Source organism: Pseudokineococcus marinus, assembly GCF_013004605.1.
GTDB classification, from domain to species: domain Bacteria; phylum Actinomycetota; class Actinomycetes; order Actinomycetales; family Quadrisphaeraceae; genus Pseudokineococcus; species Pseudokineococcus marinus.
In genome coordinates, this window is sequence record NZ_JABEMA010000008.1 from 16,679 (window position 1) to 38,825 (window position 22,147).

32 protein-coding genes and 1 pseudogene are annotated in these 22,147 nt (G+C 72.4%); all 33 read left to right on the top strand.

Annotated elements, in window-relative coordinates; genetic code table 11:
* Positions 1-4 precede the first annotated feature (4 nt).
* Positions 5-2,113: an elongation factor G gene (fusA, locus tag HLB09_RS01540; RefSeq protein WP_171201654.1), complete on the top strand. Its 2,109-nt coding sequence runs from the start codon at positions 5-7 to the stop codon at positions 2,111-2,113.
* 123 nt (positions 2,114-2,236) lie between these two features.
* A complete protein-coding gene (tuf, locus tag HLB09_RS01545; RefSeq protein WP_171201655.1) occupies positions 2,237-3,430 on the top strand; it encodes an elongation factor Tu in 1,194 nt (397 codons plus the stop codon).
* A 515-nt stretch (positions 3,431-3,945) separates the two neighbouring features.
* Complete coding sequence (rpsJ, locus tag HLB09_RS01550; RefSeq protein ID WP_123379910.1) at positions 3,946-4,254, top strand: 30S ribosomal protein S10; 309 nt, start codon at positions 3,946-3,948, stop codon at positions 4,252-4,254.
* Between the two features lie 14 nt (positions 4,255-4,268).
* The gene (gene rplC / locus HLB09_RS01555; RefSeq protein ID WP_171201656.1) at positions 4,269-4,943 is read left to right on the top strand and encodes a 50S ribosomal protein L3; all 675 of its coding nucleotides are present in this window, start codon (positions 4,269-4,271) and stop codon (positions 4,941-4,943) included.
* 5 nt (positions 4,944-4,948) lie between these two features.
* The gene (gene rplD, locus HLB09_RS01560) at positions 4,949-5,647 is read left to right on the top strand and encodes a 50S ribosomal protein L4 (RefSeq protein ID WP_171201657.1); all 699 of its coding nucleotides are present in this window, start codon (positions 4,949-4,951) and stop codon (positions 5,645-5,647) included.
* Between the two features lie 44 nt (positions 5,648-5,691).
* Positions 5,692-6,015, top strand: coding sequence for a 50S ribosomal protein L23 (rplW, locus tag HLB09_RS01565; protein ID WP_171201680.1), 324 nt, complete (start codon positions 5,692-5,694; stop codon positions 6,013-6,015).
* 28 nt (positions 6,016-6,043) lie between these two features.
* Positions 6,044-6,880: a 50S ribosomal protein L2 gene (rplB, locus tag HLB09_RS01570; RefSeq protein ID WP_171201658.1), complete on the top strand. Its 837-nt coding sequence runs from the start codon at positions 6,044-6,046 to the stop codon at positions 6,878-6,880.
* Between the two features lie 11 nt (positions 6,881-6,891).
* Positions 6,892-7,173 (top strand): 30S ribosomal protein S19, encoded by a 282-nt coding sequence (gene rpsS, locus HLB09_RS01575; protein ID WP_119139906.1) that lies wholly within the window; start codon positions 6,892-6,894, stop codon positions 7,171-7,173.
* 60 nt (positions 7,174-7,233) lie between these two features.
* Positions 7,234-7,626, top strand: a complete 393-nt coding sequence (rplV, locus tag HLB09_RS01580; protein ID WP_171201659.1) for a 50S ribosomal protein L22 — start codon at positions 7,234-7,236, stop codon at positions 7,624-7,626.
* Entirely contained in the window at positions 7,626-8,435 is an 810-nt protein-coding gene (gene rpsC, locus HLB09_RS01585) for a 30S ribosomal protein S3 (RefSeq protein ID WP_171201660.1), read from the top strand. Before rplV ends, rpsC begins: the two co-directional genes overlap by 1 nt.
* Before the next feature lie 3 nt (positions 8,436-8,438).
* A complete protein-coding gene (gene rplP, locus HLB09_RS01590; RefSeq protein WP_171201661.1) occupies positions 8,439-8,858 on the top strand; it encodes a 50S ribosomal protein L16 in 420 nt (139 codons plus the stop codon).
* Complete coding sequence (rpmC, locus tag HLB09_RS01595; protein ID WP_171201662.1) at positions 8,858-9,106, top strand: 50S ribosomal protein L29; 249 nt, start codon at positions 8,858-8,860, stop codon at positions 9,104-9,106. Before rplP ends, rpmC begins: the two co-directional genes overlap by 1 nt.
* Entirely contained in the window at positions 9,103-9,399 is a 297-nt protein-coding gene (gene rpsQ / locus HLB09_RS01600; RefSeq protein ID WP_171201663.1) for a 30S ribosomal protein S17, read from the top strand. Before rpmC ends, rpsQ begins: the two co-directional genes overlap by 4 nt.
* Before the next feature lie 124 nt (positions 9,400-9,523).
* A complete protein-coding gene (gene rplN / locus HLB09_RS01605; protein ID WP_171201664.1) occupies positions 9,524-9,892 on the top strand; it encodes a 50S ribosomal protein L14 in 369 nt (122 codons plus the stop codon).
* Between the two features lies 1 nt (position 9,893).
* Positions 9,894-10,256, top strand: coding sequence for a 50S ribosomal protein L24 (rplX, locus tag HLB09_RS01610; protein WP_212755735.1), 363 nt, complete (start codon positions 9,894-9,896; stop codon positions 10,254-10,256).
* Positions 10,253-10,849 (top strand): 50S ribosomal protein L5, encoded by a 597-nt coding sequence (gene rplE, locus HLB09_RS01615; protein WP_171201665.1) that lies wholly within the window; start codon positions 10,253-10,255, stop codon positions 10,847-10,849. The genes rplX and rplE overlap by 4 nt, the downstream gene beginning before the upstream one ends.
* A gap of 1 nt (position 10,850) precedes the next feature.
* Complete coding sequence (locus HLB09_RS01620; protein ID WP_171201666.1) at positions 10,851-11,036, top strand: type Z 30S ribosomal protein S14; 186 nt, start codon at positions 10,851-10,853, stop codon at positions 11,034-11,036.
* A 166-nt stretch (positions 11,037-11,202) separates the two neighbouring features.
* The gene (gene rpsH / locus HLB09_RS01625) at positions 11,203-11,601 is read left to right on the top strand and encodes a 30S ribosomal protein S8 (RefSeq protein WP_171201667.1); all 399 of its coding nucleotides are present in this window, start codon (positions 11,203-11,205) and stop codon (positions 11,599-11,601) included.
* A gap of 16 nt (positions 11,602-11,617) precedes the next feature.
* Positions 11,618-12,157 (top strand): 50S ribosomal protein L6, encoded by a 540-nt coding sequence (gene rplF / locus HLB09_RS01630; RefSeq protein WP_171201668.1) that lies wholly within the window; start codon positions 11,618-11,620, stop codon positions 12,155-12,157.
* Positions 12,157-12,552, top strand: coding sequence for a 50S ribosomal protein L18 (gene rplR, locus HLB09_RS01635; protein ID WP_171201669.1), 396 nt, complete (start codon positions 12,157-12,159; stop codon positions 12,550-12,552). Before rplF ends, rplR begins: the two co-directional genes overlap by 1 nt.
* A gap of 63 nt (positions 12,553-12,615) precedes the next feature.
* Entirely contained in the window at positions 12,616-13,233 is a 618-nt protein-coding gene (gene rpsE, locus HLB09_RS01640; protein WP_171201670.1) for a 30S ribosomal protein S5, read from the top strand.
* On the top strand, positions 13,233-13,415 hold the full coding sequence (gene rpmD, locus HLB09_RS01645) for a 50S ribosomal protein L30 (protein ID WP_171201671.1): 183 nt from the start codon (positions 13,233-13,235) through the stop codon (positions 13,413-13,415). The genes rpsE and rpmD overlap by 1 nt, the downstream gene beginning before the upstream one ends.
* 2 nt (positions 13,416-13,417) lie before the next feature.
* On the top strand, positions 13,418-13,888 hold the full coding sequence (gene rplO, locus HLB09_RS01650; RefSeq protein ID WP_171201672.1) for a 50S ribosomal protein L15: 471 nt from the start codon (positions 13,418-13,420) through the stop codon (positions 13,886-13,888).
* 258 nt (positions 13,889-14,146) lie between these two features.
* Entirely contained in the window at positions 14,147-15,442 is a 1,296-nt protein-coding gene (gene secY / locus HLB09_RS01655; protein WP_171201673.1) for a preprotein translocase subunit SecY, read from the top strand.
* On the top strand, positions 15,439-16,008 hold the full coding sequence (locus tag HLB09_RS01660) for an adenylate kinase (protein ID WP_171201674.1): 570 nt from the start codon (positions 15,439-15,441) through the stop codon (positions 16,006-16,008). The genes secY and HLB09_RS01660 overlap by 4 nt, the downstream gene beginning before the upstream one ends.
* Before the next feature lie 3 nt (positions 16,009-16,011).
* Positions 16,012-16,842, top strand: a complete 831-nt coding sequence (gene map, locus HLB09_RS01665) for a type I methionyl aminopeptidase (protein ID WP_322789982.1) — start codon at positions 16,012-16,014, stop codon at positions 16,840-16,842.
* 236 nt (positions 16,843-17,078) lie between these two features.
* A complete protein-coding gene (gene infA, locus HLB09_RS01670; RefSeq protein WP_123379890.1) occupies positions 17,079-17,300 on the top strand; it encodes a translation initiation factor IF-1 in 222 nt (73 codons plus the stop codon).
* A 175-nt stretch (positions 17,301-17,475) separates the two neighbouring features.
* Positions 17,476-17,589 carry a 50S ribosomal protein L36 gene (gene rpmJ / locus HLB09_RS01675; RefSeq protein WP_030903823.1) on the top strand — a complete coding sequence of 38 codons (114 nt, stop codon included), beginning with the start codon at positions 17,476-17,478 and terminating at the stop codon, positions 17,587-17,589.
* A 173-nt stretch (positions 17,590-17,762) separates the two neighbouring features.
* The gene (gene rpsM, locus HLB09_RS01680; protein WP_171201675.1) at positions 17,763-18,143 is read left to right on the top strand and encodes a 30S ribosomal protein S13; all 381 of its coding nucleotides are present in this window, start codon (positions 17,763-17,765) and stop codon (positions 18,141-18,143) included.
* Between the two features lie 156 nt (positions 18,144-18,299).
* Positions 18,300-18,707, top strand: a complete 408-nt coding sequence (rpsK, locus tag HLB09_RS01685) for a 30S ribosomal protein S11 (protein WP_171201676.1) — start codon at positions 18,300-18,302, stop codon at positions 18,705-18,707.
* Between the two features lie 37 nt (positions 18,708-18,744).
* Positions 18,745-19,371, top strand: a complete 627-nt coding sequence (rpsD, locus tag HLB09_RS01690; RefSeq protein ID WP_171201677.1) for a 30S ribosomal protein S4 — start codon at positions 18,745-18,747, stop codon at positions 19,369-19,371.
* A 176-nt stretch (positions 19,372-19,547) separates the two neighbouring features.
* Positions 19,548-20,567, top strand: a complete 1,020-nt coding sequence (locus tag HLB09_RS01695; protein WP_171201678.1) for a DNA-directed RNA polymerase subunit alpha — start codon at positions 19,548-19,550, stop codon at positions 20,565-20,567.
* A gap of 66 nt (positions 20,568-20,633) precedes the next feature.
* Positions 20,634-21,036, top strand: a pseudogene (gene rplQ, locus HLB09_RS20245) (50S ribosomal protein L17); the annotation flags it as partial.
* Positions 21,037-22,147 lie beyond the last annotated feature (1,111 nt).

A 22,147-nucleotide genomic window follows, 5' to 3' on the forward strand; every position in this document is an offset into this window, starting at 1 on the left:
AGCCGTGGCACAGGACGTCCTGACGGACCTCACGAAGGTCCGCAACATCGGGATCATGGCGCACATCGACGCCGGGAAGACCACCACCACCGAGCGGATCCTGTTCTACACCGGGATCAACTACAAGATCGGTGAGGTCCACGACGGCGCGGCCACCATGGACTGGATGGAGCAGGAGCAGGAGCGGGGGATCACCATCACCTCCGCGGCGACCACCTGCTTCTGGGAGGGCACCCAGATCAACATCATCGACACGCCGGGGCACGTCGACTTCACCGTCGAGGTGGAGCGGTCCCTGCGCGTGCTCGACGGCGCCGTCGCGGTGTTCGACGGCAAGGAGGGCGTCGAGCCCCAGTCCGAGACGGTGTGGCGCCAGGCCGACAAGTACGACGTCCCGCGCATCTGCTTCGTCAACAAGATGGACAAGCTCGGCGCGGACTTCTTCTTCACCGTCCGCACCATCCAGGACCGGCTGGGCGCCACGCCGCTCGTGCTGCAGATCCCGATCGGCGCGGAGAACGACTTCGTGGGCGTCGTCGACCTGGTCTACATGCGCGCGCTGACCTGGCGCGGCGAGACGGGCAAGGGCGAGGCCTACGAGGTCGAGGAGATCCCCGCCGACCTCGCCGAGACGGCCGCGGAGTACCGCGACAAGCTCCTCGAGGCGATCGCCGACACCGACGAGTCGCTGATGGAGAAGTACCTCGGCGGCGAGGAGATCTCCCCGGAGGAGATCAAGGCCGCGGTGCGCAAGGTCACGGTCGCGAGCGAGCAGTACCCCGTCCTGTGCGGCTCGGCGTTCAAGAACAAGGGCGTCCAGCCCATGCTCGACGCGGTGCTCGACTACCTGCCGACCCCGCTCGACGTGGAGTCGGTCCGCGGCCACGACGTGCGCGACGAGGACAAGGAGATCGTCCGCCACGCGGACGTCACCGAGCCCTTCTCGGCGCTGGCCTTCAAGGTCGCCTCGCACCCCTTCTTCGGCAAGCTCACCTACGTCCGGGTCTACTCGGGCCGGGTCGCGGCGGGCTCGCCGGTCGCCAACTCGACCAAGGGCAAGAAGGAGCGCATCGGGAAGCTCTTCCAGATGCACTCCAACAAGGAGAACCCGGTCGACGAGGCCCGCGCCGGCCACATCTACGCGATGATCGGCCTCAAGGACACGACCACCGGCGACACCCTCTGCGACCCGCAGGACCAGGTCGTCCTGGAGTCGATGACCTTCCCCGAGCCGGTCATCTCCGTGGCCATCGAGCCCAAGACCAAGGGCGACCAGGAGAAGCTCAGCACGGCCATCCAGAAGCTCGCCGAGGAGGACCCGACCTTCCAGGTCCAGCTCGACGAGGAGACCGGCCAGACGATCATCCGCGGGATGGGCGAGCTCCACCTCGACATCCTCGTGGACCGCATGCGCCGCGAGTTCCGCGTCGAGGCGAACGTCGGCAAGCCGCAGGTGGCCTACCGCGAGACCATCCGTCGGTCGGTCGAGAAGGTCGACTACACGCACAAGAAGCAGACCGGCGGGTCCGGGCAGTTCGCCAAGGTGCAGGTGTCGATCGAGCCCCTCGACACCACCGAGGCCGACGCGCCGATGTACGAGTTCTCCAACAAGGTGACCGGTGGCCGCGTGCCCCGCGAGTACATCCCCAGCGTCGACGCCGGCATCCAGGACGCGATGGCGCTCGGCGTCGTCGCGGGCTACCCGATGGTCGGCATCAAGGCGACGCTGCTGGACGGCGCCTACCACGACGTCGACTCCTCGGAGATGGCGTTCAAGATCGCCGGCTCGCAGGTCCTCAAGGAGGCCGTCCGCCGCGCGGACCCGGTCCTCCTCGAGCCGGTCATGGCCGTCGAGGTGCGCACGCCCGAGGAGTACATGGGCGACGTCATCGGCGACATCAACTCCCGCCGCGGCCTCATCCAGGCCATGGAGGACGCGAGCGGTGCCAAGGTCGTCCGCGCCCAGGTGCCGCTGTCGGAGATGTTCGGGTACGTCGGGGACCTGCGGAGCAAGACGCAGGGCCGTGCGGTGTACTCCATGTCGTTCGACAGCTACGCCGAGGTCCCGCGCGCCGTGGCCGAGGAGATCGTCAAGAAGGTCCGCGGGGAGTGACCACCCGGTCGCCCTCCGCGTCCTGACGGACGCACCGCCGGCCCGGCCGGCACCGGCGCCCCCGCCGCGGGGCGGCAGCCAGCACCACCGAAGACCACGCCAGAGACATCCCAGGAGGACCCAGTGGCGAAGGCCAAGTTCGAGCGCACCAAGCCGCACGTCAACATCGGCACCATCGGTCACATCGACCACGGCAAGACGACGCTGACCGCGGCGATCACCAAGGTGCTGCACGACAAGTACCCGGACCTCAACCAGGCGTCCGCCTTCGACATGATCGACAAGGCGCCCGAGGAGAAGGCCCGCGGCATCACGATCTCCATCGCGCACGTCGAGTACCAGACGGAGGCGCGCCACTACGCCCACGTCGACTGCCCCGGTCACGCCGACTACATCAAGAACATGATCACCGGCGCGGCGCAGATGGACGGCGCGATCCTCGTCGTCGCCGCCACCGACGGCCCGATGCCCCAGACCCGCGAGCACGTGCTCCTCGCCCGCCAGGTCAACGTCCCCTACATCGTCGTCGCCCTGAACAAGGCCGACATGGTGGAGGACGAGGAGATCCTCGAGCTCGTCGAGATGGAGGTCCGCGAGCTGCTGACCTCCTACGAGTTCCCCGGCGACGACGTCCCCGTCGTCCGCGTCTCGGCGCTGAAGGCGCTCGAGGGCGACGCCGAGTGGAGCGACAAGCTCATGGAGCTCATGAACGCCGTCGACACGGCGATCCCCGAGCCCGAGCGCGACATCGACCAGCCGTTCCTCATGCCGGTCGAGGACGTCTTCACCATCACCGGTCGCGGCACCGTCGTCACCGGTCGCGTCGAGCGCGGCAAGCTCAACGTGAACGAGGACGTCGAGATCGTCGGCATCAAGGAGACCAAGACCAAGACGACCGTCACGGGCGTCGAGATGTTCCGCAAGCTCCTCGACGAGGCGCGCGCGGGCGAGAACGTCGGCCTCCTGCTGCGCGGCATCAAGCGCGAGGACGTCGAGCGCGGGCAGGTCATCTGCAAGCCGGGCTCGATCGTGCCGCACACCCAGTTCGAGGCGTCGGTCTACATCCTCTCCAAGGACGAGGGCGGCCGGCACAACCCCTTCTACTCGAACTACCGCCCGCAGTTCTACTTCCGCACGACGGACGTGACGGGCGTCATCGAGCTGCCCGAGGGCACCGAGATGGTCATGCCGGGCGACAACACCGACATGAAGGTCAACCTCATCCAGCCGGTGGCCATGGAGCAGGGCCTGCGCTTCACCATCCGCGAGGGCGGCCGCACCGTCGGCGCCGGCCAGGTGACCAGCATCACCCAGTGACACCCCGCCCCTCGGGGCGGACCGCGCCGCGGCTCGACCTCCGGGTCGGGCCGCGGCCGGCAGCAGGAGCCCGGACGCCCGCCGTCCGGGCTCCTGCTGCGTCCGGACCCCTGGTCCGTCGGGGCTCCCGGTGCGCCGGGGCCGGGCGGGGGAGCGGACGGCGACGTCCGGGGGCGATTGGCCAACCAGCGGCACCCTCTGGCAGACTGCACCAGTTGATCCGCGCAGGCGCACGCCCGCGCGCCGCCGCCCGGTCCGCCGGGCTGGTCGGCTGCCGCAGGAGCGGCGCCGGGGACGCCCCGGACAGCACCACGCACGACGGCACGACACGCACTCGCCGGGTCCCGCCCGCGCCGCCCCCCGGGGTGGTGGGGGAGGGGAGCCCGCTCGCACGAGGCCAGCGCGACACTCCCGACCTCGGGGGTCGGCGGCCCGGGGCGAGCACGGCGGGCCGCGCCCCCGCGGGGCGGCCCGCAGGACCTCAGCGGTACGACGGAGAGAGAGATCGCGACGCCATGGCGGGACAGAAGATCCGCATCCGGCTCAAGTCCTACGACCACGAGGTCATCGACAGCTCGGCGCGCAAGATCGTCGACACGGTGACCCGCGCTGGTGCGACGGTCGTGGGCCCGGTGCCGCTGCCGACGGAGAAGAACACGTTCTGCGTGATCCGCTCCCCGCACAAGTACAAGGACAGCCGCGAGCACTTCGAGATGCGCACGCACAAGCGGCTCATCGACATCATCGACCCCACGCCGAAGGCGGTCGACTCGCTCATGCGGCTCGACCTGCCGGCTGACGTGAACATCGAGATCAAGCTCTGAGGACTGCTGACGCCATGACCACCACCACTCCCGACCAGCGCGTCGTCGCCGGTCTGCTGGGGTCCAAGCTGGGGATGACCCAGGTCTGGGACGCCGAGGGGCGCCTCGTGCCCGTGACCGTCGTGCAGGCCTCGCCGAACGTCGTCACCCAGGTGCGCACGCCCGAGAAGGACGGCTACTCGGCCGTCCAGCTCGCCGCCGGCGCCGTCGACCCCCGTCGCGTGACCAAGCCGCTCACGGGCCACTTCGCCAAGGCCGGTGTGACGCCCCGTCGCCACGTCGTCGAGATCCGCACGGCCGACGCCGCGGGCTTCACCCCCGGCCAGGAGGTCTCCGCGGAGCTCTTCTCGGCCGGCCAGGTCGTCGACGTCGTCGGCACGACCAAGGGCAAGGGCACCGCCGGCGTCATGAAGCGCCACGGCTTCCACGGCGTCGGCGCCTCGCACGGCGCGCACCGCAACCACCGCAAGCCGGGCTCCATCGGCGGGTGCGCGACCCCGGGCCGCGTCTTCAAGGGCATGCGCATGGCGGGCCGCATGGGCCACGTGCGCCAGACGACGCAGAACCTCACGGTCCACTCGGTCGACGTCGAGAAGGGCCTCATCCTCATCAAGGGCGCGGTCCCCGGCCCGAAGAACGGCGTGGTCCTCGTGCGCACGCCGGCCAAGGCGATCGCGAAGGAGGCCTGAGCCCCATGACCACGACCACCACGGTCGGCGCGCAGCCGACGACGCGCACGGTCGACGTGCACGACGTGAGCGGTGCCGTCACCGGCTCCGCCGAGCTGCCGGGCGACGTCTTCGACGTCGTCGCCAACGTGCCGCTCATCCACCAGGTCGTCGTCGCGCAGCTCGCGGCGGCCCGCCAGGGCACGCACGCCACCAAGACGCGCGGTGACGTGCGCGGTGGCGGCAAGAAGCCCTTCCGCCAGAAGGGCACCGGTCGCGCCCGCCAGGGCTCGACCCGCGCGCCCCAGTTCGCCGGCGGTGGCACGGTCCACGGCCCGCAGCCGCGCGACTACAGCCAGCGGACGCCCAAGAAGATGAAGGCGGCCGCCCTGCGCGGCGCGCTCTCGGACCGCGCCCGCTACGGCCGCGTCCACGTCGTGGAGGGTCCCTTCGCCGAGGCGCCGTCCACCCGTGCGGGCCTCGCGGCGCTGCGTGCGCTCCCGGGCCTCGAGGGCCGGGCGAGCTTCCTCGTCGTCGTCGACCGCGCCGACGAGAACACCTGGCTCAGCCTGCGCAACGCGCCCGAGGTGCACCTGCTGCGGGCCGACCAGCTGAACACCTACGACGTGCTCTGCAGCGACGACGTCGTCTTCACGACGGCGGCCCTGCGGGCGTTCCTCGGCGGCCGGGAGGCCGCCACGGCCGGAAGCGAGGGCGAGGCGTGAGCGAGGCAGGCACGACGACGGCCGACGACGCCGTCGAGAAGGACCTGGCCTCGGCCGGCACCCTCTCGGCGCGCTTCGGCAAGGACCCGCGCGACGTGCTCCTCGCGCCGGTGGTCTCCGAGAAGAGCTACTCGCTCCTCGACGAGGGCAAGTACACGTTCCTCGTCGACCCGCGGGCCAACAAGACCGAGATCCGCATCGCGGTCGAGCGCGTCTTCGGCGTGAAGGTCACGGGCGTCAACACGCTCAACCGCCAGGGCAAGGCTCGCCGCACGCGGGGCGGGACGGGGCGGCGCAAGGACACCAAGCGCGCCATCGTCACCCTCCGCGAGGGCGACTCCATCGACATCTTCGGCACCACGGCCTGAGCCGGCGCCACAGAAGAGGACTGAGAGCATGGGAATCCGCAAGTACAAGCCGACGACGCCGGGCCGCCGCGGCTCGTCCGTCGCCGACTTCGTCGAGATCACGCGGTCCACGCCGGAGAAGTCGCTGGTGCGCCCCCTGCCCAAGAAGGGCGGGCGCAACAGCAGCGGGCGCATCACGACGCGCCACCAGGGCGGCGGCCACAAGCGCGCCTACCGGGTGGTCGACTTCCGGCGCCACGACAAGGACGGCGTGCCGGCCACGGTCGCTCACATCGAGTACGACCCCAACCGCACGGCGCGCATCGCGCTGCTGCACTACGTGGACGGCGAGAAGCGCTACATCATCGCGCCGACCCGCCTCAAGCAGGGCGACGTCGTGGAGAACGGCCCCGGCGCCGACATCCGCCCCGGCAACAACCTGCCGCTGCGCAACATCCCGGTCGGCACGGTGGTCCACGCCATCGAGCTGCGTCCCGGCGGCGGCGCCAAGATCGCCCGCTCGGCCGGCACCTCGGTGCAGCTGGTGGCGCGCGAGGGCGGCAACGCCCAGCTGCGCATGCCCTCGGGCGAGATCCGCAACGTCGACGTGCGCTGCCGCGCCACGGTCGGCGAGGTCGGCAACGCCGAGCAGTCGAACATCAGCTGGGGCAAGGCCGGCCGCATGCGCTGGAAGGGCCGCCGGCCCACCGTCCGCGGTGTCGCGATGAACCCGATCGACCACCCGCACGGCGGTGGTGAGGGCAAGACCTCCGGCGGTCGCCACCCGGTGAGCCCCTGGGGCCAGCCCGAGGGCCGCACGCGTCGTCCGGGCAAGCCCAGCGACAAGCAGATCGTCCGCCGGCGCCGCACCGGCAAGAAGCGCTGAGGAGACCGGACATGCCGCGCAGCCTGAAGAAGGGCCCCTTCGTCGACGACCACCTCCAGAAGAAGGTGGACGTGCAGAACGAGAAGGGCACGAAGAACGTCATCAAGACCTGGTCCCGGCGCTCCGTCGTCACCCCGGACTTCCTGGGCCACACCTTCGCGGTGCACGACGGCCGCAAGCACGTCCCGGTGTTCGTCACCGAGGCGATGGTCGGCCACAAGCTGGGGGAGTTCGCCCCCACGCGGACCTTCCGCGGCCACGTGAAGGACGACCGGAAGGGCCGTCGCCGCTGACCTCGGGTCAGCAGCGACGAGACCTCCGGGAAGACCGAAGGAAGAGAAGGCAGGACAGCGATGGAAGCCATGGCGAAGGCGCGCTACGTGCGCGTCACGCCCCAGAAGGCCCGGCGCGTCGTCGACCTCGTCCGTGGCAAGCGGGCGGGCGACGCCCTCGCGGTGCTCGAGTTCGCGCCGCAGGCGGCGAGCGAGCCCGTGCGCAAGGTCGTGCAGAGCGCGATCGCGAACGCCCGCGTGAAGGCCGACCAGGCCGGTGAGGCCTTCGACGAGCGCGAGATGGTTGTGTCCGCGGCGTTCGTGGACGAGGGCCCGACGATGAAGCGGTTCCGCCCGCGGGCCCAGGGCCGCGCGGCGCGCATCAACAAGCGCACCAGCCACATCACGGTGGTGGTCGCGCCCGTGCCGGCGCGCGCCGCCGCGACGACCTCGACGACGGGGAGGAGCTCCTAGTGGGCCAGAAGGTCAACCCGCACGGCTTCCGGCTGGGCATCACCACCGAGCACCGCTCCCGGTGGTTCGCCGACTCGACGAAGTCCGGCCAGCGCTACCGCGACTACGTGGGCGAGGACGTCTCGATCCGCAAGCTCATGTCCACGGGCATGGAGCGCGCCGGCATCGCCAAGGTCGACATCGAGCGCACCCGCGACCGCGTGCGCGTCGACATCCACACGGCGCGCCCGGGCATCGTCATCGGCCGCCGCGGCGCCGAGGCCGACCGCCTGCGCGGCGAGCTCGAGAAGCTCACGGGCAAGCAGGTCCAGCTCAACATCCTCGAGGTCAAGAACCCCGAGACGGACGCGCAGCTGGTCGCCCAGGGCATCGCCGAGCAGCTCGCGAGCCGCGTGGCGTGGCGCCGCGCGATGCGCAAGGGCATGCAGACGGCCTCCCGCGCCGGTGCCAAGGGCATCCGCGTGCAGTGCTCGGGCCGCCTGGGCGGCGCCGAGATGAGCCGCTCGGAGTTCTACCGCGAGGGTCGCGTCCCGCTGCACACGCTCCGCGCCAACATCGACTACGGCTTCTACGAGGCCAAGACGACGTTCGGCCGCATCGGCGTGAAGGTCTGGGTCTACAAGGGCGACCTGACGAGCCGCGAGCTCGCGCAGCAGCAGGCGAACGCGCCCCGCGGTCCGCGCGGCCCCCGGGCCGAGCGTCCGACGCGCGGTCGTCGTCCCGCCGGTGACGCCCCGCAGGCGCAGGCCCCGGCCACCGAGGCCGGCGTCGCCCCGCAGGCCGTCGCGAACCCCGGAACGGAGGGCTGAGACGTGCTCGTCCCGCGCAGGCTGAAGCACCGCAAGCAGCACCACCCCAAGCGCACCGGGGCCGCCAAGGGCGGCACCACGATCGCCTTCGGCGACTACGGCATCCAGGCCCTCGAGCCGGCGTACGTCACGAACCGGCAGATCGAGTCCGCTCGTATCGCCATGACCCGCTACATGAAGCGTGGCGGGAAGGTCTGGATCAACATCTACCCGGACCGCCCCATCACCAAGAAGCCCGCCGAGACCCGCATGGGCTCCGGCAAGGGCTCGCCCGAGTGGTGGGTCGCCAACGTCAAGCCGGGCCGGATGATGTTCGAGATCTCCGGCGTGGCGGAGCCCGTGGCCCGCGAGGCCATGCGGCTCGCCATCCACAAGCTGCCGATGAAGTGCCGCTTCGTCGCGCGCGAGGGGAGTGAGGTCTGATGGCCGTCGGCAGCGAGGACCTGGCGCCCGCCAAGCTCCGCGAGAAGGACGCCGACCAGCTGGTCGAGGAGCTGCGTCGTGCGAAGGAGGAGCTCTTCAACCTCCGCTTCCAGTCGGCCACCGGCCAGCTGGAGAACCACACGCGGCTGCGCGCCGTGCGCCGCGACATCGCGCGCATCTACACGGTGATGCGCGAGCAGGAGCTCGGCATCATCAGCGCCCCGGCCGCCGGGGGGAGCGAGAAGTGAGCGAGGACGCAGTGAGCACGGACACCACCGCCGCCGCCGAGCAGCGCGGGTACCGCAAGAACCGCATCGGCGTCGTGGCCAGCGACAAGATGGACAAGACCGTCGTGGTCGTCGTCGAGGACCGCGTCAAGCACGCCCTCTACGGCAAGGTCATCCGGCGCACGAGCAAGGTCAAGGCGCACGACGAGACCAACGCCTGCGGCGTCGGCGACCGCGTGCGCATCGCCGAGACGCGGCCGCTGTCGGCCACCAAGCGCTGGCGCGTCGTCGAGGTGCTCGAGAAGGCCGTCTGAGGCCTCCGGGCCCCGCCGGCCCCCTCCCGCGGGGGAGGGGAGCCGGCACCCCCGCACCACCACGGAAGAGTCCGTTCCGCCAGGCTCGCGACGAGAACCGGCGCGACGACAGGAGTGTCGAACAGTGATCCAGCAGGAGTCGCGGCTCAAGGTCGCCGACAACACGGGTGCCAAGGAGATCCTCTGCATCCGCGTCCTCGGCGGCTCCGGCCGCCGGTACGCCGGCATCGGGGACGTCATCGTGGCGACCGTCAAGGACGCCATCCCCGGCGGCAACGTCAAGAGGGGCGACGTCGTCAAGGCGGTCGTCGTCCGCACCCGCAAGGAGCGCCGTCGTCCGGACGGCTCCTACATCCGCTTCGACGAGAACGCGGCCGTCATCCTCAAGGCGGACGGCGACCCGCGCGGCACCCGCATCTTCGGCCCCGTGGGGCGCGAGCTGCGCGACAAGCGCTTCATGCGGATCGTCTCGCTGGCCCCGGAGGTGCTCTGAGATGCCGAAGCTGAAGATCAAGAAGGGCGACCTGGTCCAGGTCATCACCGGCGCCACGCAGGCGCGCGGCGGTGACCGCGGCAAGCAGGGTCGCGTCATCGCGGTGTTCCCCGAGCGCCAGCGCGTGCTGGTCGAGGGCGTCAACCGCATCACCAAGCACGTCAAGGCCGGGGCGGCCGGGCGCGGCTCGGGCGGTCGCGAGACCGTCGAGGCGCCGATCCACATCAGCAACGTGCAGGTCGTGGACCCGGAGACCGGTCGGCCCACGCGGGTCGGCGTGCGCACCGAGACGACCGAGCGCGACGGGCGGACCGTGACCACCCGCGTCCGCGTGGCCAAGCGCTCCGGCAAGGACATCGCATGAGTGAGACGACCACCTCGCCCGCCGCCGTGACCGAGGCCAGCGGCGCGCCGCAGCCGCGGCTCAAGGCGCGCTACCGCTCCGAGATCGCGCCGGCGCTGCGCGAGCAGTTCGGCTACGCCAACGTCATGCAGATCCCCGGCCTGGTCAAGGTCGTGGTGAACATGGGCGTGGGCGACGCCGCGCGCGACTCGAAGCTCATCGACGGCGCCGTCCGCGACCTCACCACCATCACCGGCCAGAAGCCGCAGGTGACGCGGGCCCGCAAGTCGATCGCGCAGTTCAAGCTGCGCGAGGGCATGCCGATCGGCTGCCACACGACGCTGCGCGGGGACCGCATGTGGGAGTTCCTCGACCGCCTCGTGTCGCTGGCGCTGCCCCGCATCCGCGACTTCCGCGGCCTCTCGCCGAAGCAGTTCGACGGGCGCGGCAACTACACGTTCGGCCTCACGGAGCAGTCGATGTTCCACGAGATCGACCAGGACCGCATCGACCGCGTGCGCGGCATGGACGTCACGGTCGTGACGTCGGCACGCAACGACGACGAGGGCCGGGCGCTGCTGCGCCAGCTCGGCTTCCCCTTCAAGGAGGACTGACATGGCGAAGACCGCCCTGGTCACCAAGGCCGCGCGCAAGCCCAAGTTCGGCGTCCGCGCCTACACGCGCTGCCAGCGCTGCGGCCGTCCGCACTCGGTCTACCGCAAGTTCGGCCTCTGCCGCGTGTGCCTCCGCGAGATGGCCCACCGGGGCGAGCTCCCGGGCATCACGAAGAGCTCCTGGTGAGCCCCCGCCCCCGGCTCTCAGCGCCGGGGGCACGAGCGGGCGAGGCCCGCTCGTCAGCACGAGTCCCAGAAGCACCGCCGGACCACCGCGTCCGGCACGGACGCCTCAGGTCCGCCCCCGCCCGCCGGGGAGCGGAAACCGAGGTGAGGAAGGGCGGACGAGCCCGATGACGATGACCGACCCGATCGCGGACATGCTCACGCGCCTGCGGAACGCCAACTCGGCGTACCACGACGACGTGACCATGCCCTACAGCAAGCTCAAGCAGCGCATCGCCGAGATCCTCCAGGCGGAGGGCTACATCGCCGGCTGGTCGGTGGAGGACGCCGAGGTGGGGCGCAAGCTCACCCTCGAGCTGAAGTTCGGCCCCAACCGCGAGCGCTCCATCGCCGGCGTCCGGCGGGTCAGCAAGCCGGGCCTGCGCGTGTACGCGAAGTCGACCAACCTGCCCCGCGTCCTCGGCGGCCTCGGCGTGGCGATCCTGTCCACGTCCTCCGGCCTCCTCACGGACCGGCAGGCCACGAAGCAGGGCGTGGGCGGGGAAGTCCTCGCCTACGTCTGGTAAGGGCGGAGGAGGAAGCATGTCCCGCATCGGAAGGCTGCCCATCGACGTCCCCGCCGGGGTCGACGTCTCCATCGACGGCCAGGAGGTCGTCGTCAAGGGCCCGCGCGGCACGCTCGCGCACACGGTCGCCGCGCCCATCTCGGTCGAGCGCGGCGAGTCCGGGGCGCTCCACGTCGTCCGCCCGGACGACGAGCGCACCAACCGCTCGCTGCACGGCCTGACCCGCTCGCTGCTCGCGAACATGGTCACGGGCGTCACCACGGGCTACGAGAAGAAGCTCGAGATCGTCGGCACCGGCTACCGCGTGCAGGCCCGAGGCGGCTCCCTGGAGTTCGCCCTCGGCTTCAGCCACCCGGTCGTCATCCCGGCGCCCGAGGGCATCACGTTCGCGGTCGAGGCCCCCACCCGCTTCTCGGTGCAGGGCATCGACAAGCAGCTCGTGGGCGAGGTCTCCGCCAACATCCGCAAGCTGCGCAAGCCCGACCCGTACAAGGGCAAGGGCGTCCGCTACGCGGGCGAGCAGGTCCGGCGCAAGGTCGGGAAGGCAGGTAAGTGATGGCACGCAGGTCCTCCTACCGGGGCGTCACCGCCGTCCGGGGCACCGGCACGACGGCGGCCCGCGGCCGTCGCCACCTGCGGGTGCGCAAGAAGGTCTCCGGCACGCCGGCCCGACCGCGCCTCGTGGTCAACCGTTCCACCCGCCACGTCTTCGTGCAGGTCGTCGACGACACCGTCGGCCGCACGCTGGCCTCGGCCTCCACGATGGAGGCCGACCTGCGCGCGCTGGACGGCGACAAGACCGCCAAGGCCCGCCGCGTGGGCGAGCTGGTGGCCGAGCGCGCCCGCGCCGCGGGCATCGAGGCCGTGGTCTTCGACCGCGGCGGCAACCGCTACCACGGCCGCGTGGCCGCTGTGGCCGACGGCGCCCGCGAGGGCGGGCTCGCCGTCTGAGCCGGCCCCCGGGCTTCGGCACAGGCGACTGACGCGAGAGACGAGAGAGAGAAGAGACCAGACATGCCTGGACCCCAGCGCCGCGGCGCCGGCGCCGGCACGGGCGGGCCCGGCGGCAACGACCGCCGCGACCGCCGTGACGGCCGCCGGGGCGACACCGCGGACCGCAGCCAGTTCCTCGAGCGCGTGGTGACGATCAACCGCGTCTCCAAGGTCGTCAAGGGCGGTCGCCGCTTCAGCTTCACCGCGCTGGTCGTGGTGGGCGACGGCGACGGCACCGTCGGCGTCGGCTACGGCAAGGCCAAGGAGGTGCCCGCGGCGATCGCCAAGGGCGTCGAGGAGGCCAAGAAGGCCTTCTTCCGCGTGCCCCGCGCCCAGGGGACGATCCCGCACCCCGTCACGGGCGAGGACGCGGCGGGCGTCGTGCTCCTGCGCCCGGCGTCGCCGGGTACCGGCGTCATCGCGGGCGGCCCGGTGCGCGCCGTCCTCGAGTGCGCCGGCGTGCACGACGTGCTGACGAAGTCCCTCGGCTCGAGCAACGCCATCAACATCGTCCACGCGACGGTGGCGGCGCTCAAGGGCCTCGAGCGCCCCGAGTCCGTCGCGGCCCGCCGCGGCAAGACGCTCGACGAGGTCGCCCCGGCGGCCCTGGTCCGGGCCATGTCGGGGACGGCGTCCTGATGGCGCGGCTCAAGGTGACCCAGACCCGCTCGACCATCGGCGGGAAGCAGAACCAGCGCGACACGATGCGCAGCCTCGGCCTCAAGCGGATCGGTGACGTCGTCGTCAAGGACGACCGCCCGGAGATCCGCGGGATGGTCACCACCGTGGCGCACCTCGTGACGTTCGAGGAGGTCGACTGACCATGGCCGACGAGACGACGGGCCCGCAGGGTCGCACCCTCAAGGTCCACCACCTGCGCCCGGCCCCGGGCGCGAAGACGGCGCGCACCCGCGTCGGTCGCGGTGAGGCCAGCAAGGGCAAGACCGCCGGGCGCGGCACCAAGGGCACCAAGGCCCGCTACCAGGTGTCCGCGGCCTTCGAGGGCGGCCAGACCCCGCTGCACATGCGGCTGCCGAAGCTCCGCGGGTTCACCAACCCGTTCCGGACGACCTACCAGGTCGTCAACCTCGACCGGCTCTCCGAGCTCTTCCCGCAGGGCGGGGCCGTGGGCGTCGACGAGATGGTCGCGGCCGGGGCGGTCCGCAAGGACCAGAAGGTGAAGGTCCTCGGCCAGGGCAGCGCGGACGTCGCGCTGCAGGTCACCGCCCACGCCTTCTCCGCCTCCGCGGTCGAGAAGATCGCCGCCGCGGGCGGCAGCACCACCACGCTCTGAGCCCGCCCGACGCCCCGCCGCCCCTCCGGGCGGCGGGGCGTCGTGCTCCCCGCCCCGCCCCGCGCCGGACGGCGCCGCACCGGAGCCGTCCCCGGACGGCGCCGCGACGCGGGTAGGGTCGGCTCCCGGTGCCCCGCCCGAGGACGGGCGGCGGCCCACCCGACCGCCCACCTGACCGCCCACCTGCCCGCACCCGCACCGCTCCGCCGGCAGGCCGCCGGCGCGGCGACCGCCCGAGCCGGGCGATCTGGAGGACACGTGCTCAGCGCATTCGTGCGGGCGTTCCGCACGCCCGACCTGCGGCGCAAGCTGCTCTTCACCGCGGGGATCATGGCGATCTTCCGGCTGGGCTCGTTCGTCCCGGTCCCGGGGGTCAGCTACGCCAACGTCCAGCAGTGCCTGTCGACGTCGGCGTCCTCCAACGACCTGCTGGGGCTGGTCAACCTCTTCAGCGGTGGAGCGCTGCTCCAGCTGTCGGTCTTCGCGCTCGGGATCATGCCGTACATCACCGCGAGCATCATCACGCAGCTGCTCACGGTCGTGATCCCCCGCTTCGAGGAGCTGAAGAAGGAGGGGCAGTCCGGGCAGGCGAAGCTCACGCAGTACACGCGCTACCTGACGATCGCCCTGGCCGTCCTCCAGTCGTCCACGTACATCGCCGTCGCGCGCGCCGGGCAGCTGTTCCCCGGCTGCACCGCCGAGATCATCCCCGACGACTCCGTGGTCACCATCGTGCTCATGGTCATCACGATGACCGCGGGCACCGGGCTCATCATGTGGATGGGCGAGCTCATCACCGAGCGGGGCGTCGGCAACGGCATGTCGCTGCTCATCTTCACCTCGATCGCCGCCACCTTCCCGGGGCAGCTGTGGAGCATCGGGCAGAGCCAGGGCTTCGGCGTCATGGCCGTCGTCATCGCCGTCGGGCTCGTCATCGTGGCGCTCGTCGTCTTCGTCGAGCAGTCCCAGCGGCGCGTGCCCGTCCAGTACGCCAAGCGCATGGTGGGACGCCGCATGTACGGCGGGACCAGCACCTACATCCCCATCAAGGTCAACATGGCCGGCGTCATCCCGGTCATCTTCGCCTCGTCGCTGCTGTACCTGCCCGCGCTGGTCGCGCAGTTCAACGACCCGCAGTCCGGGTGGGTGCAGTGGGTGAACGCCAACCTCGTCCAGGGCGACAGCGCCGTCTACATCGTCGCCTACATCGCCCTCATCATCTTCTTCACGTACTTCTACGTCGGGATCACGTTCAACCCCGACGAGGTCAGCGACAACATCAAGCGCGTCGGCGGCTTCATCCCTGGCGTCCGCGCGGGCCGACCCACGGCCGAGTACCTCGACTACGTCCTCACCCGCATCACGCTGCCCGGGGCCATCTACCTCGGCTTCGTCGCCCTCATCCCGCTCATCGCGCTCGTGCTGGTCGGCGCCACCCAGAACTTCCCGTTCGGTGGCACGTCGATCCTCATCGTCGTCGGCGTCGGGCTGGAGACGGTGAAGCAGATCGAGAGCCAGCTCCAGCAGCGCAACTACGAGGGGTTCCTCCGATGAGGCTCGTCCTCCTGGGCCCGCCCGGCGCGGGCAAGGGCACCCAGGCCGCCCGCCTCGCCGTCGAGCTGGACGTGCCGGCCATCTCGACCGGCGACATCTTCCGCGCCAACGTCAGCGAGGGCACCGAGCTCGGGCGCACCGCCAAGTCCTACATGGACGAGGGCGAGTACGTGCCCGACGAGGTCACGAACGCCATGGTGCGCGAGCGGCTGCAGGCCGACGACGCCGCTGACGGCTTCCTCCTCGACGGCTACCCCCGGACGACCGCGCAGGTCCGCGAGCTCGACGCGATGCTCAGCGGCACGGGCGTCGAGGGCGTCGAGGCCGTCGTCCTGCTGACGGTCGACACCGAGGAGGTCGTCAAGCGCCTCGCGCAGCGCTCGGAGGAGCAGCACCGCTCGGACGACGGCGAGGCCGTGCAGCGGCACCGGCTCGAGGTCTACGAGGCGCAGACGGCGCCGCTCGTCGACGTGTACGACCGGCGCGGCCTGCTGCGTCGCGTGGACGGGATGGGCGCGGTGCCCGAGGTCACCGCCCGCGTCCTCGCGGCGCTCGGCCGGGGCTGAGGCGTGGGGCTCCTGCGGCGCGAGCGCGTGGAGTGGAAGACGCCCGAGCAGGTGCTCCTCATGCGCCGGGCCGGCCTCGTCGTCGCGGACGCCCTCGAGGCCGTCCGGGCCGCCCTCGTCCCGGGGGTGACGACCGCCGAGCTCGACCGCGTGGCCGAGGAGGTCGTCCGCGGCGCCGGGGCCGTGCCGTCCTTCCTCGGGTACCAGGGCTTCCCGGCGTCCCTGTGCGTCTCCGTCAACGAGGAGGTCGTCCACGGCATCCCCGGGGAGCGGGTCCTGCGGGACGGCGACCTCGTGTCCGTGGACTGCGGGGCGGTCGTGGACGGCTGGCACGGGGACGCGGCGTTCAGCGCCGTCGTCGACGGCGGCGGGGGAGCGGTGGACCCCGAGGACCTGGCGCTCGTCGAGGCCACCGAGGCCGCCATGTGGGCCGGCCTGGCCGCGCTGGCCGGCGCCGAGCGGCTGGGCGCGGTGGGCGCCGCCGTCGAGGACTCGCTGGCGGGGCGCTACGGGATCGTCGAGGGCTACGTCGGCCACGGCATCGGCACGGCCATGCACCAGCCGCCGGAGGTGCTCAACCACCGCTCGCGCGACCGGGGCGCCAAGGTGCGCCCGGGGCTCTGCGTGGCCGTGGAGCCGATGGTGGTCCGCGGCACCGCGGAGACCGAGGTGCTCGCCGACGACTGGACGGTCGTGACCGCGGACGGCGCCCGCGCCGCCCACTGGGAGAGCACCGTCGCCGTCCTCGAGGGCGGCCTCTGGGTCCTCACGGCGCCCGACGGGGGGGCCGCGGGACTCGCCCGCCACGGGGTCGCGGTGGCCCCCCTGGCCTGAGGGCGGGGGAGGGCCGCTCCTGGCGATTTCGCGCTGGGGCCGCGCTCGCGTACGCTGCTGCGTCGGTGCACGAGCGCGCTCGCACGCCCACGTCCTCGCCCCGCGGCTGGTTCGGCGACGACGTCCCGCCGGACGACCTCTCGTCCTGGCGGGTCGGGCCCGTCACGCGCGCTGCACCGACGACCGGTGACGACTGCGACGGGCGGCTCAGGCGCGCCCGCGACGAGCGGAGGGCAATGGCCAAGAAGGACGGGGTCATCGAGATCGAGGGCGCTGTGGTGGAGGCGCTGCCGAACGCCATGTTCCGCGTGGAGCTGAGCAACGGCCACAAGGTCCTCGCGCACATCTCGGGGAAGATGCGCCAGCACTACATCCGGATCCTCCCCGAGGACCGCGTGGTGGTGGAGCTCAGCCCGTACGACCTGACCCGCGGCCGCATCGTCTACCGCTACAAGTGATCCGGCGGCACCACCAGCAGCACCGCACGCCCGCCCACCCGCCGCGCCTGTCGCCGGCCGGAGGGGCGCACCGTCCCGCGGGACGTCCCGGTCGCCCGACGGCGGCACCGGGCCGGACCACCGAGCCCCACGAGCACCGACGGACCCGGCGCGGTCCCGGCGGTGGAGGACAGCGATGAAGGTCAAGCCGAGCGTCAAGAAGATCTGCGACAAGTGCAAGGTGATCCGCCGCAACGGCCGGGTCATGGTCATCTGCGACAACCTGCGCCACAAGCAGCGCCAGGGCTGATCGCACCCGGCGCGCACCGACCCGGTGCGCACCGGCGAGCAGCACCCGACCCCCTCCTCCCCGCGAGGACGGGACGTCACCCCCCGCCCGGAGGCGGGGGACCCGCGAGGAGCCCCCGGGCCCCGCGGGACGGTGCTGCCCCACACCTCCGGCCGAGCACCAGGAGCACCGCGATGGCACGCATCGTCGGCGTCGACCTCCCCCGCGACAAGCGGCTCGAGGTCGCGCTCACGTACATCTTCGGCGTCGGGCGCACCCGCGCCATGGAGACGCTCACGGCGACGGGCATCAGCCCCGACCTGCGCGTCAAGGACATGACCGAGGACGACCAGGTCAAGATCCGCGACCACATCGAGCAGGCCTACCAGGTGGAGGGCGACCTCCGCCGCGAGGTGGCCGCCGACATCCGCCGCAAGGTCGAGATCGGCTGCTACGAGGGGCTGCGGCACCGCCGGGGCCTGCCGGTGCGCGGCCAGCGCACCAAGACCAACGCGCGCACCCGCAAGGGCCCGAAGCGCACGGTCGCCGGCAAGAAGAAGGTCGGCCGCAAGTAGGCCGTCCCGGTCGGCCCGCCCGTCGGGCCGACCCGCCCCGCCACCGCCGCGCCCGGCGCGACGTGCGGGGAACGGCTCCCAGACCGCCGCCGGCCGGCGCGGGCACAGCGCCCCGCCGCCGGTCAGCTCGCCCCACGTCCAGGAGAGAACCAGCCCATGCCCCCCAAGACCCGCACCCCCGGTGGCGCGCGCCGCACGCGCCGCAAGGAGAAGAAGAACGTCTCCGCCGGCCAGGCGCACATCAAGAGCACCTTCAACAACACCATCGTCTCGATCACGGACCCCACGGGTGCGGTGATCTCCTGGGCCTCCGCCGGCCAGGTCGGCTTCAAGGGCTCGCGCAAGTCGACGCCCTTCGCCGCGCAGATGGCCGCCGAGGCCGCCGCCCGCCGCGCCCAGGAGCACGGCATGCGCAAGGTCGACGTCTTCGTCAAGGGTCCCGGCTCCGGCCGTGAGACCGCGATCCGCTCGCTGCAGGCCACGGGCCTCGAGGTGGGCACCATCCAGGACGTGACGCCGCAGGCCCACAACGGCTGCCGCCCGCCCAAGCGCCGGCGCGTCTGACCCGGCCGCAGCGAGACGAAGGAGACGAGAGACCCCCATGGCGCGTTACACCGGGCCCGACTGCAAGCGCTGCCGTCGCGAGAAGCAGAAGCTCTACCTGAAGGGCGCGAAGTGCGACTCGGGCAAGTGCCCGATCGAGATCCGCCCCTACCCGCCGGGCGAGCACGGCCGCGGCCGCACGAAGGACAGCGAGTACCTGCTGCAGATGCGCGAGAAGCAGAAGTGCGCGCGCATCTACGGCGTCCTCGAGAAGCAGTTCCGCAGCTACTACGAGGAGGCGCAGGGCCGCTCCGGCCGCACCGGCGAGACCCTCCTCGAGATCCTCGAGCTCCGGCTCGACAACGTCGTGTACCGCGCGGGCTTCGCCAAGTCGCGCGACGCCGCCCGCCAGGCGGTCCGCCACGGCCACATCCGCGTCAACGGCCAGAAGGTCGACATCCCCAGCGCCCGCGTGCAGCCCAACGACATCGTCGAGGTGCGCGAGAAGTCGCTCGAGATGACGCCGTTCGTCGTCGCCAAGGCCGAGCTCGAGGGCAAGACCACGCCCGCGTGGCTCGAGGTGCAGGCCGACCACATGCGCGCCCTGGTCCACGGCGTCCCGGCCCGCGCGGCCATCGACGTCCAGGTCCAGGAGCAGCTCATCGTCGAGTACTACTCGAAGTGACGCGCCCGGTCCGGTAGGACCACCAGGGCCGGTCCCCGCCAGCGGCGGGGGCCGGCCCGCACCCGCGTCGGTCGACCGCGACCGCGCGGGAGGTCGGCGGGCGCTCGCGCGCCCGCGGCCGCACGCGCCCCCCTGGGGTCATATGGCGGACCCCGCGCCCGGAAGGACACCTGCCCGTGCTCATCGCACAGCGCCCCACCCTCACCGAGGACCGCGTCGCCGAGCGCCGCTCGCGCTTCACCATCGAGCCGCTCGAGCCCGGCTTCGGCTACACCCTCGGCAACAGCCTCCGCCGCACGCTGCTCTCGTCGATCCCCGGCGCGGCGGTCACGAGCATCCGCATCGACGGCGTGCTCCACGAGTTCTCCACGATCCCCGGGGTCAAGGAGGACGTCACCGAGATCATCCTCAACGTCAAGGGCCTCGTCGTCTCCAGCGAGCACGACGAGCCCGTGACGATGTACCTGCGCAAGCAGGGTCCCGGCGAGGTCACGGCCGCCGACATCGCGCCGCCCGCCGGCGTGGAGGTCGCGGACACCGGGCTGCACATCGCCACGCTCAACGAGAACGGCCGGCTCGAGATGGAGCTGACCGTCGAGCGCGGCCGCGGCTACGTCTCCGCCGCCCAGAACAAGTCGGGCGACGCCGAGATCGGCCGGATCCCCGTCGACTCGATCTACTCCCCGGTGCTCAAGGTCACCTACAAGGTCGAGGCCACGCGCGTCGAGCAGCGCACGGACTTCGACCGGCTCGTCGTGGACGTCGAGACCAAGCCCTCGACCGTGCCCGCCGACGCCATGGCCTCGGCCGGCAAGACGCTCGTCGAGCTCTTCGGCCTGGCGCGCGAGCTCAACGTCGAGGCCGAGGGCATCGACATGGGCCCGTCGCCCACGGACGCGGCCATGGCCGCCGACCTCGCGCTGCCCATCGAGGACCTGGACCTCACGGTCCGCAGCTACAACTGCCTCAAGCGGGAGGGCATCCACTCGGTCGGCGAGCTCGTCGCCCGCAGCGAGGCCGACCTGCTGGACATCCGCAACTTCGGCGCGAAGTCCATCGACGAGGTCAAGGTCAAGCTGGGCACCATGGGCCTCCAGCTGAAGGACAGCCCGCCCGGGTTCGACCCGAGCGCGGCCCTCGAGGCCTACGAGGGCGACGACGACGACGCGTCGTTCGCCGAGGACGAGCAGTACTGACCACCCGCCCAGTGCTGACGTCCGGGCGGTGCCCGGGCTGACGCACGGCCCACCCGAGGAGACACCATGCCCACCCCCACCAAGGGCCCGCGGCTCGGCGGCGGTCCGGCGCACGAGCGCCTGATCCTGGCCAACCTGGCCACCCAGCTGTTCGAGCACCGCAGCATCACGACGACGCAGGCGAAGGCGAAGCGGCTGCGGCCCTTCGCCGAGCGGCTCATCACCTTCGCCAAGCGCGGCGACCTCGCCGCGCGCCGGCGCGTCATGACGGTGGTGCGCGACAAGACGGTCGTGCACGAGCTGTTCACGGACATCGCCCCGCAGATGGCCCAGCGCGACGGCGGTTACACCCGCACGACGAAGATCGGCCCGCGCAAGGGCGACAACGCCCCCATGGTCGTCATCGAGCTCGTCACCGAGCCCGTGTCGGCGCGCCAGGACGTCGTCCGCGAGGCGACGGCGGCCACCGGTCGCGCGTCCCGCGACCGCGACGAGGCCCGCGCCAGCGCGGCCGAGGCGGCGGACGTGCCGGTCGAGCAGGTCGACGACGCCGACGCGGCGGCCCTGCCGGTCGCCGAGGCGGCCGCCGCCCTCGTGAACGGGGACGTCGACGCCCGCGAGCGCCTCGCGTCGCTCGGCGCGGGCTTCGTCGTCCTGCTGCCGCCCTCGGGCGCGAGCACGGCGGCCGGCACCGACACCGCCTCCGCGGTCGACGCCGTCGCCGGCCTCCAGCGCGCCGCCGAGGTCGAGGGGTCGGTGCTCTGGCGCCTCGCGCCCCCCGCCGACGGCGGCGCCCCCGAGGCCGCCCCCGACGCCACCACCGACGACGAGGGAGCTGGCGCGGCCTCCGACCTCGGGGTCCTGCGGGTGCTCGACGGCGACGGCCGGGTCGAGGAGGTCGTCGACGTCGCGGCGCTGACCGGCTCGGCGCCCGTGCCCGCGGGCGACGCGGGGCGCGTCGTCGTGCTCGCCGAGCAGGCCGACGACGGGTGGACGGCCGCGGTGGACGGCGTCGGGCTCGTGCCCGTCGAGAGCCCGGACCCCGTCGCGCCATGGGCGCAGGCCTTCGCCCTGCCCGCGGAGGGCGGGGCCCTCGCGGTCCGGCACGAGGGACCCTGGTGGTCCCCGAGCGGCCCGTGGCCGTGGGTCGCGGGCGTCGGGCTGCTGCTCGCGGCGCTGCTGGCCGTCCCGCTGCCCGGGCGGAGGGGCGCGTGAGCCCGCGCTGGCCGTTCCGCGGCCGCCCGGGGCGCGGCGGGACTCCGGCCGACGCCGCCCTCGAGGAGCAAGAGCAGGAGCAGCCGCGAGGGCACCTCGGGCCCGACGAACGGGAGCACGGGGCCCCGGAACACGGACTGCAGGAGCACGGGGCACAGGAGCACGGGGCACAGGAGCACGGGGCACAGGAGCACGGGGCACAGGAGCACGGGGCACAGGAGCACGGGGCACAGGAGCACGGGGCACCGGTGGCGCGGCGGGAGGGAGACGCGGTGGCCGAGGAGCGCGATGGCGCGGCGCGCGGCGGGTGGACGCCGCCGCCGCCGGCCGCCGACGAGGAGCCCGCGACGACCGCCGAGGAGCCG

Coding starts and splice junctions, on each gene's coding strand:
- rpsJ (WP_123379910.1), top strand. CDS start 3,946: ATGGCGGGACAGAAGATCCGCATCCGGCTCAAGTCCTACGACCACGAG.
- rplC (WP_171201656.1), top strand. CDS start 4,269: ATGACCACCACCACTCCCGACCAGCGCGTCGTCGCCGGTCTGCTGGGG.
- rplD (WP_171201657.1), top strand. CDS start 4,949: ATGACCACGACCACCACGGTCGGCGCGCAGCCGACGACGCGCACGGTC.
- rplB (WP_171201658.1), top strand. CDS start 6,044: ATGGGAATCCGCAAGTACAAGCCGACGACGCCGGGCCGCCGCGGCTCG.
- rpsS (WP_119139906.1), top strand. CDS start 6,892: ATGCCGCGCAGCCTGAAGAAGGGCCCCTTCGTCGACGACCACCTCCAG.
- rplV (WP_171201659.1), top strand. CDS start 7,234: ATGGAAGCCATGGCGAAGGCGCGCTACGTGCGCGTCACGCCCCAGAAG.
- rpmC (WP_171201662.1), top strand. CDS start 8,858: ATGGCCGTCGGCAGCGAGGACCTGGCGCCCGCCAAGCTCCGCGAGAAG.
- rplX (WP_212755735.1), top strand. CDS start 9,894: ATGCCGAAGCTGAAGATCAAGAAGGGCGACCTGGTCCAGGTCATCACC.
- rplE (WP_171201665.1), top strand. CDS start 10,253: ATGAGTGAGACGACCACCTCGCCCGCCGCCGTGACCGAGGCCAGCGGC.
- HLB09_RS01620 (WP_171201666.1), top strand. CDS start 10,851: ATGGCGAAGACCGCCCTGGTCACCAAGGCCGCGCGCAAGCCCAAGTTC.
- rpsH (WP_171201667.1), top strand. CDS start 11,203: ATGACGATGACCGACCCGATCGCGGACATGCTCACGCGCCTGCGGAAC.
- rplF (WP_171201668.1), top strand. CDS start 11,618: ATGTCCCGCATCGGAAGGCTGCCCATCGACGTCCCCGCCGGGGTCGAC.
- rplR (WP_171201669.1), top strand. CDS start 12,157: ATGGCACGCAGGTCCTCCTACCGGGGCGTCACCGCCGTCCGGGGCACC.
- rpsE (WP_171201670.1), top strand. CDS start 12,616: ATGCCTGGACCCCAGCGCCGCGGCGCCGGCGCCGGCACGGGCGGGCCC.
- rpmD (WP_171201671.1), top strand. CDS start 13,233: ATGGCGCGGCTCAAGGTGACCCAGACCCGCTCGACCATCGGCGGGAAG.
- rplO (WP_171201672.1), top strand. CDS start 13,418: ATGGCCGACGAGACGACGGGCCCGCAGGGTCGCACCCTCAAGGTCCAC.
- HLB09_RS01660 (WP_171201674.1), top strand. CDS start 15,439: ATGAGGCTCGTCCTCCTGGGCCCGCCCGGCGCGGGCAAGGGCACCCAG.
- infA (WP_123379890.1), top strand. CDS start 17,079: ATGGCCAAGAAGGACGGGGTCATCGAGATCGAGGGCGCTGTGGTGGAG.
- rpmJ (WP_030903823.1), top strand. CDS start 17,476: ATGAAGGTCAAGCCGAGCGTCAAGAAGATCTGCGACAAGTGCAAGGTG.
- rpsM (WP_171201675.1), top strand. CDS start 17,763: ATGGCACGCATCGTCGGCGTCGACCTCCCCCGCGACAAGCGGCTCGAG.
- rpsK (WP_171201676.1), top strand. CDS start 18,300: ATGCCCCCCAAGACCCGCACCCCCGGTGGCGCGCGCCGCACGCGCCGC.
- rpsD (WP_171201677.1), top strand. CDS start 18,745: ATGGCGCGTTACACCGGGCCCGACTGCAAGCGCTGCCGTCGCGAGAAG.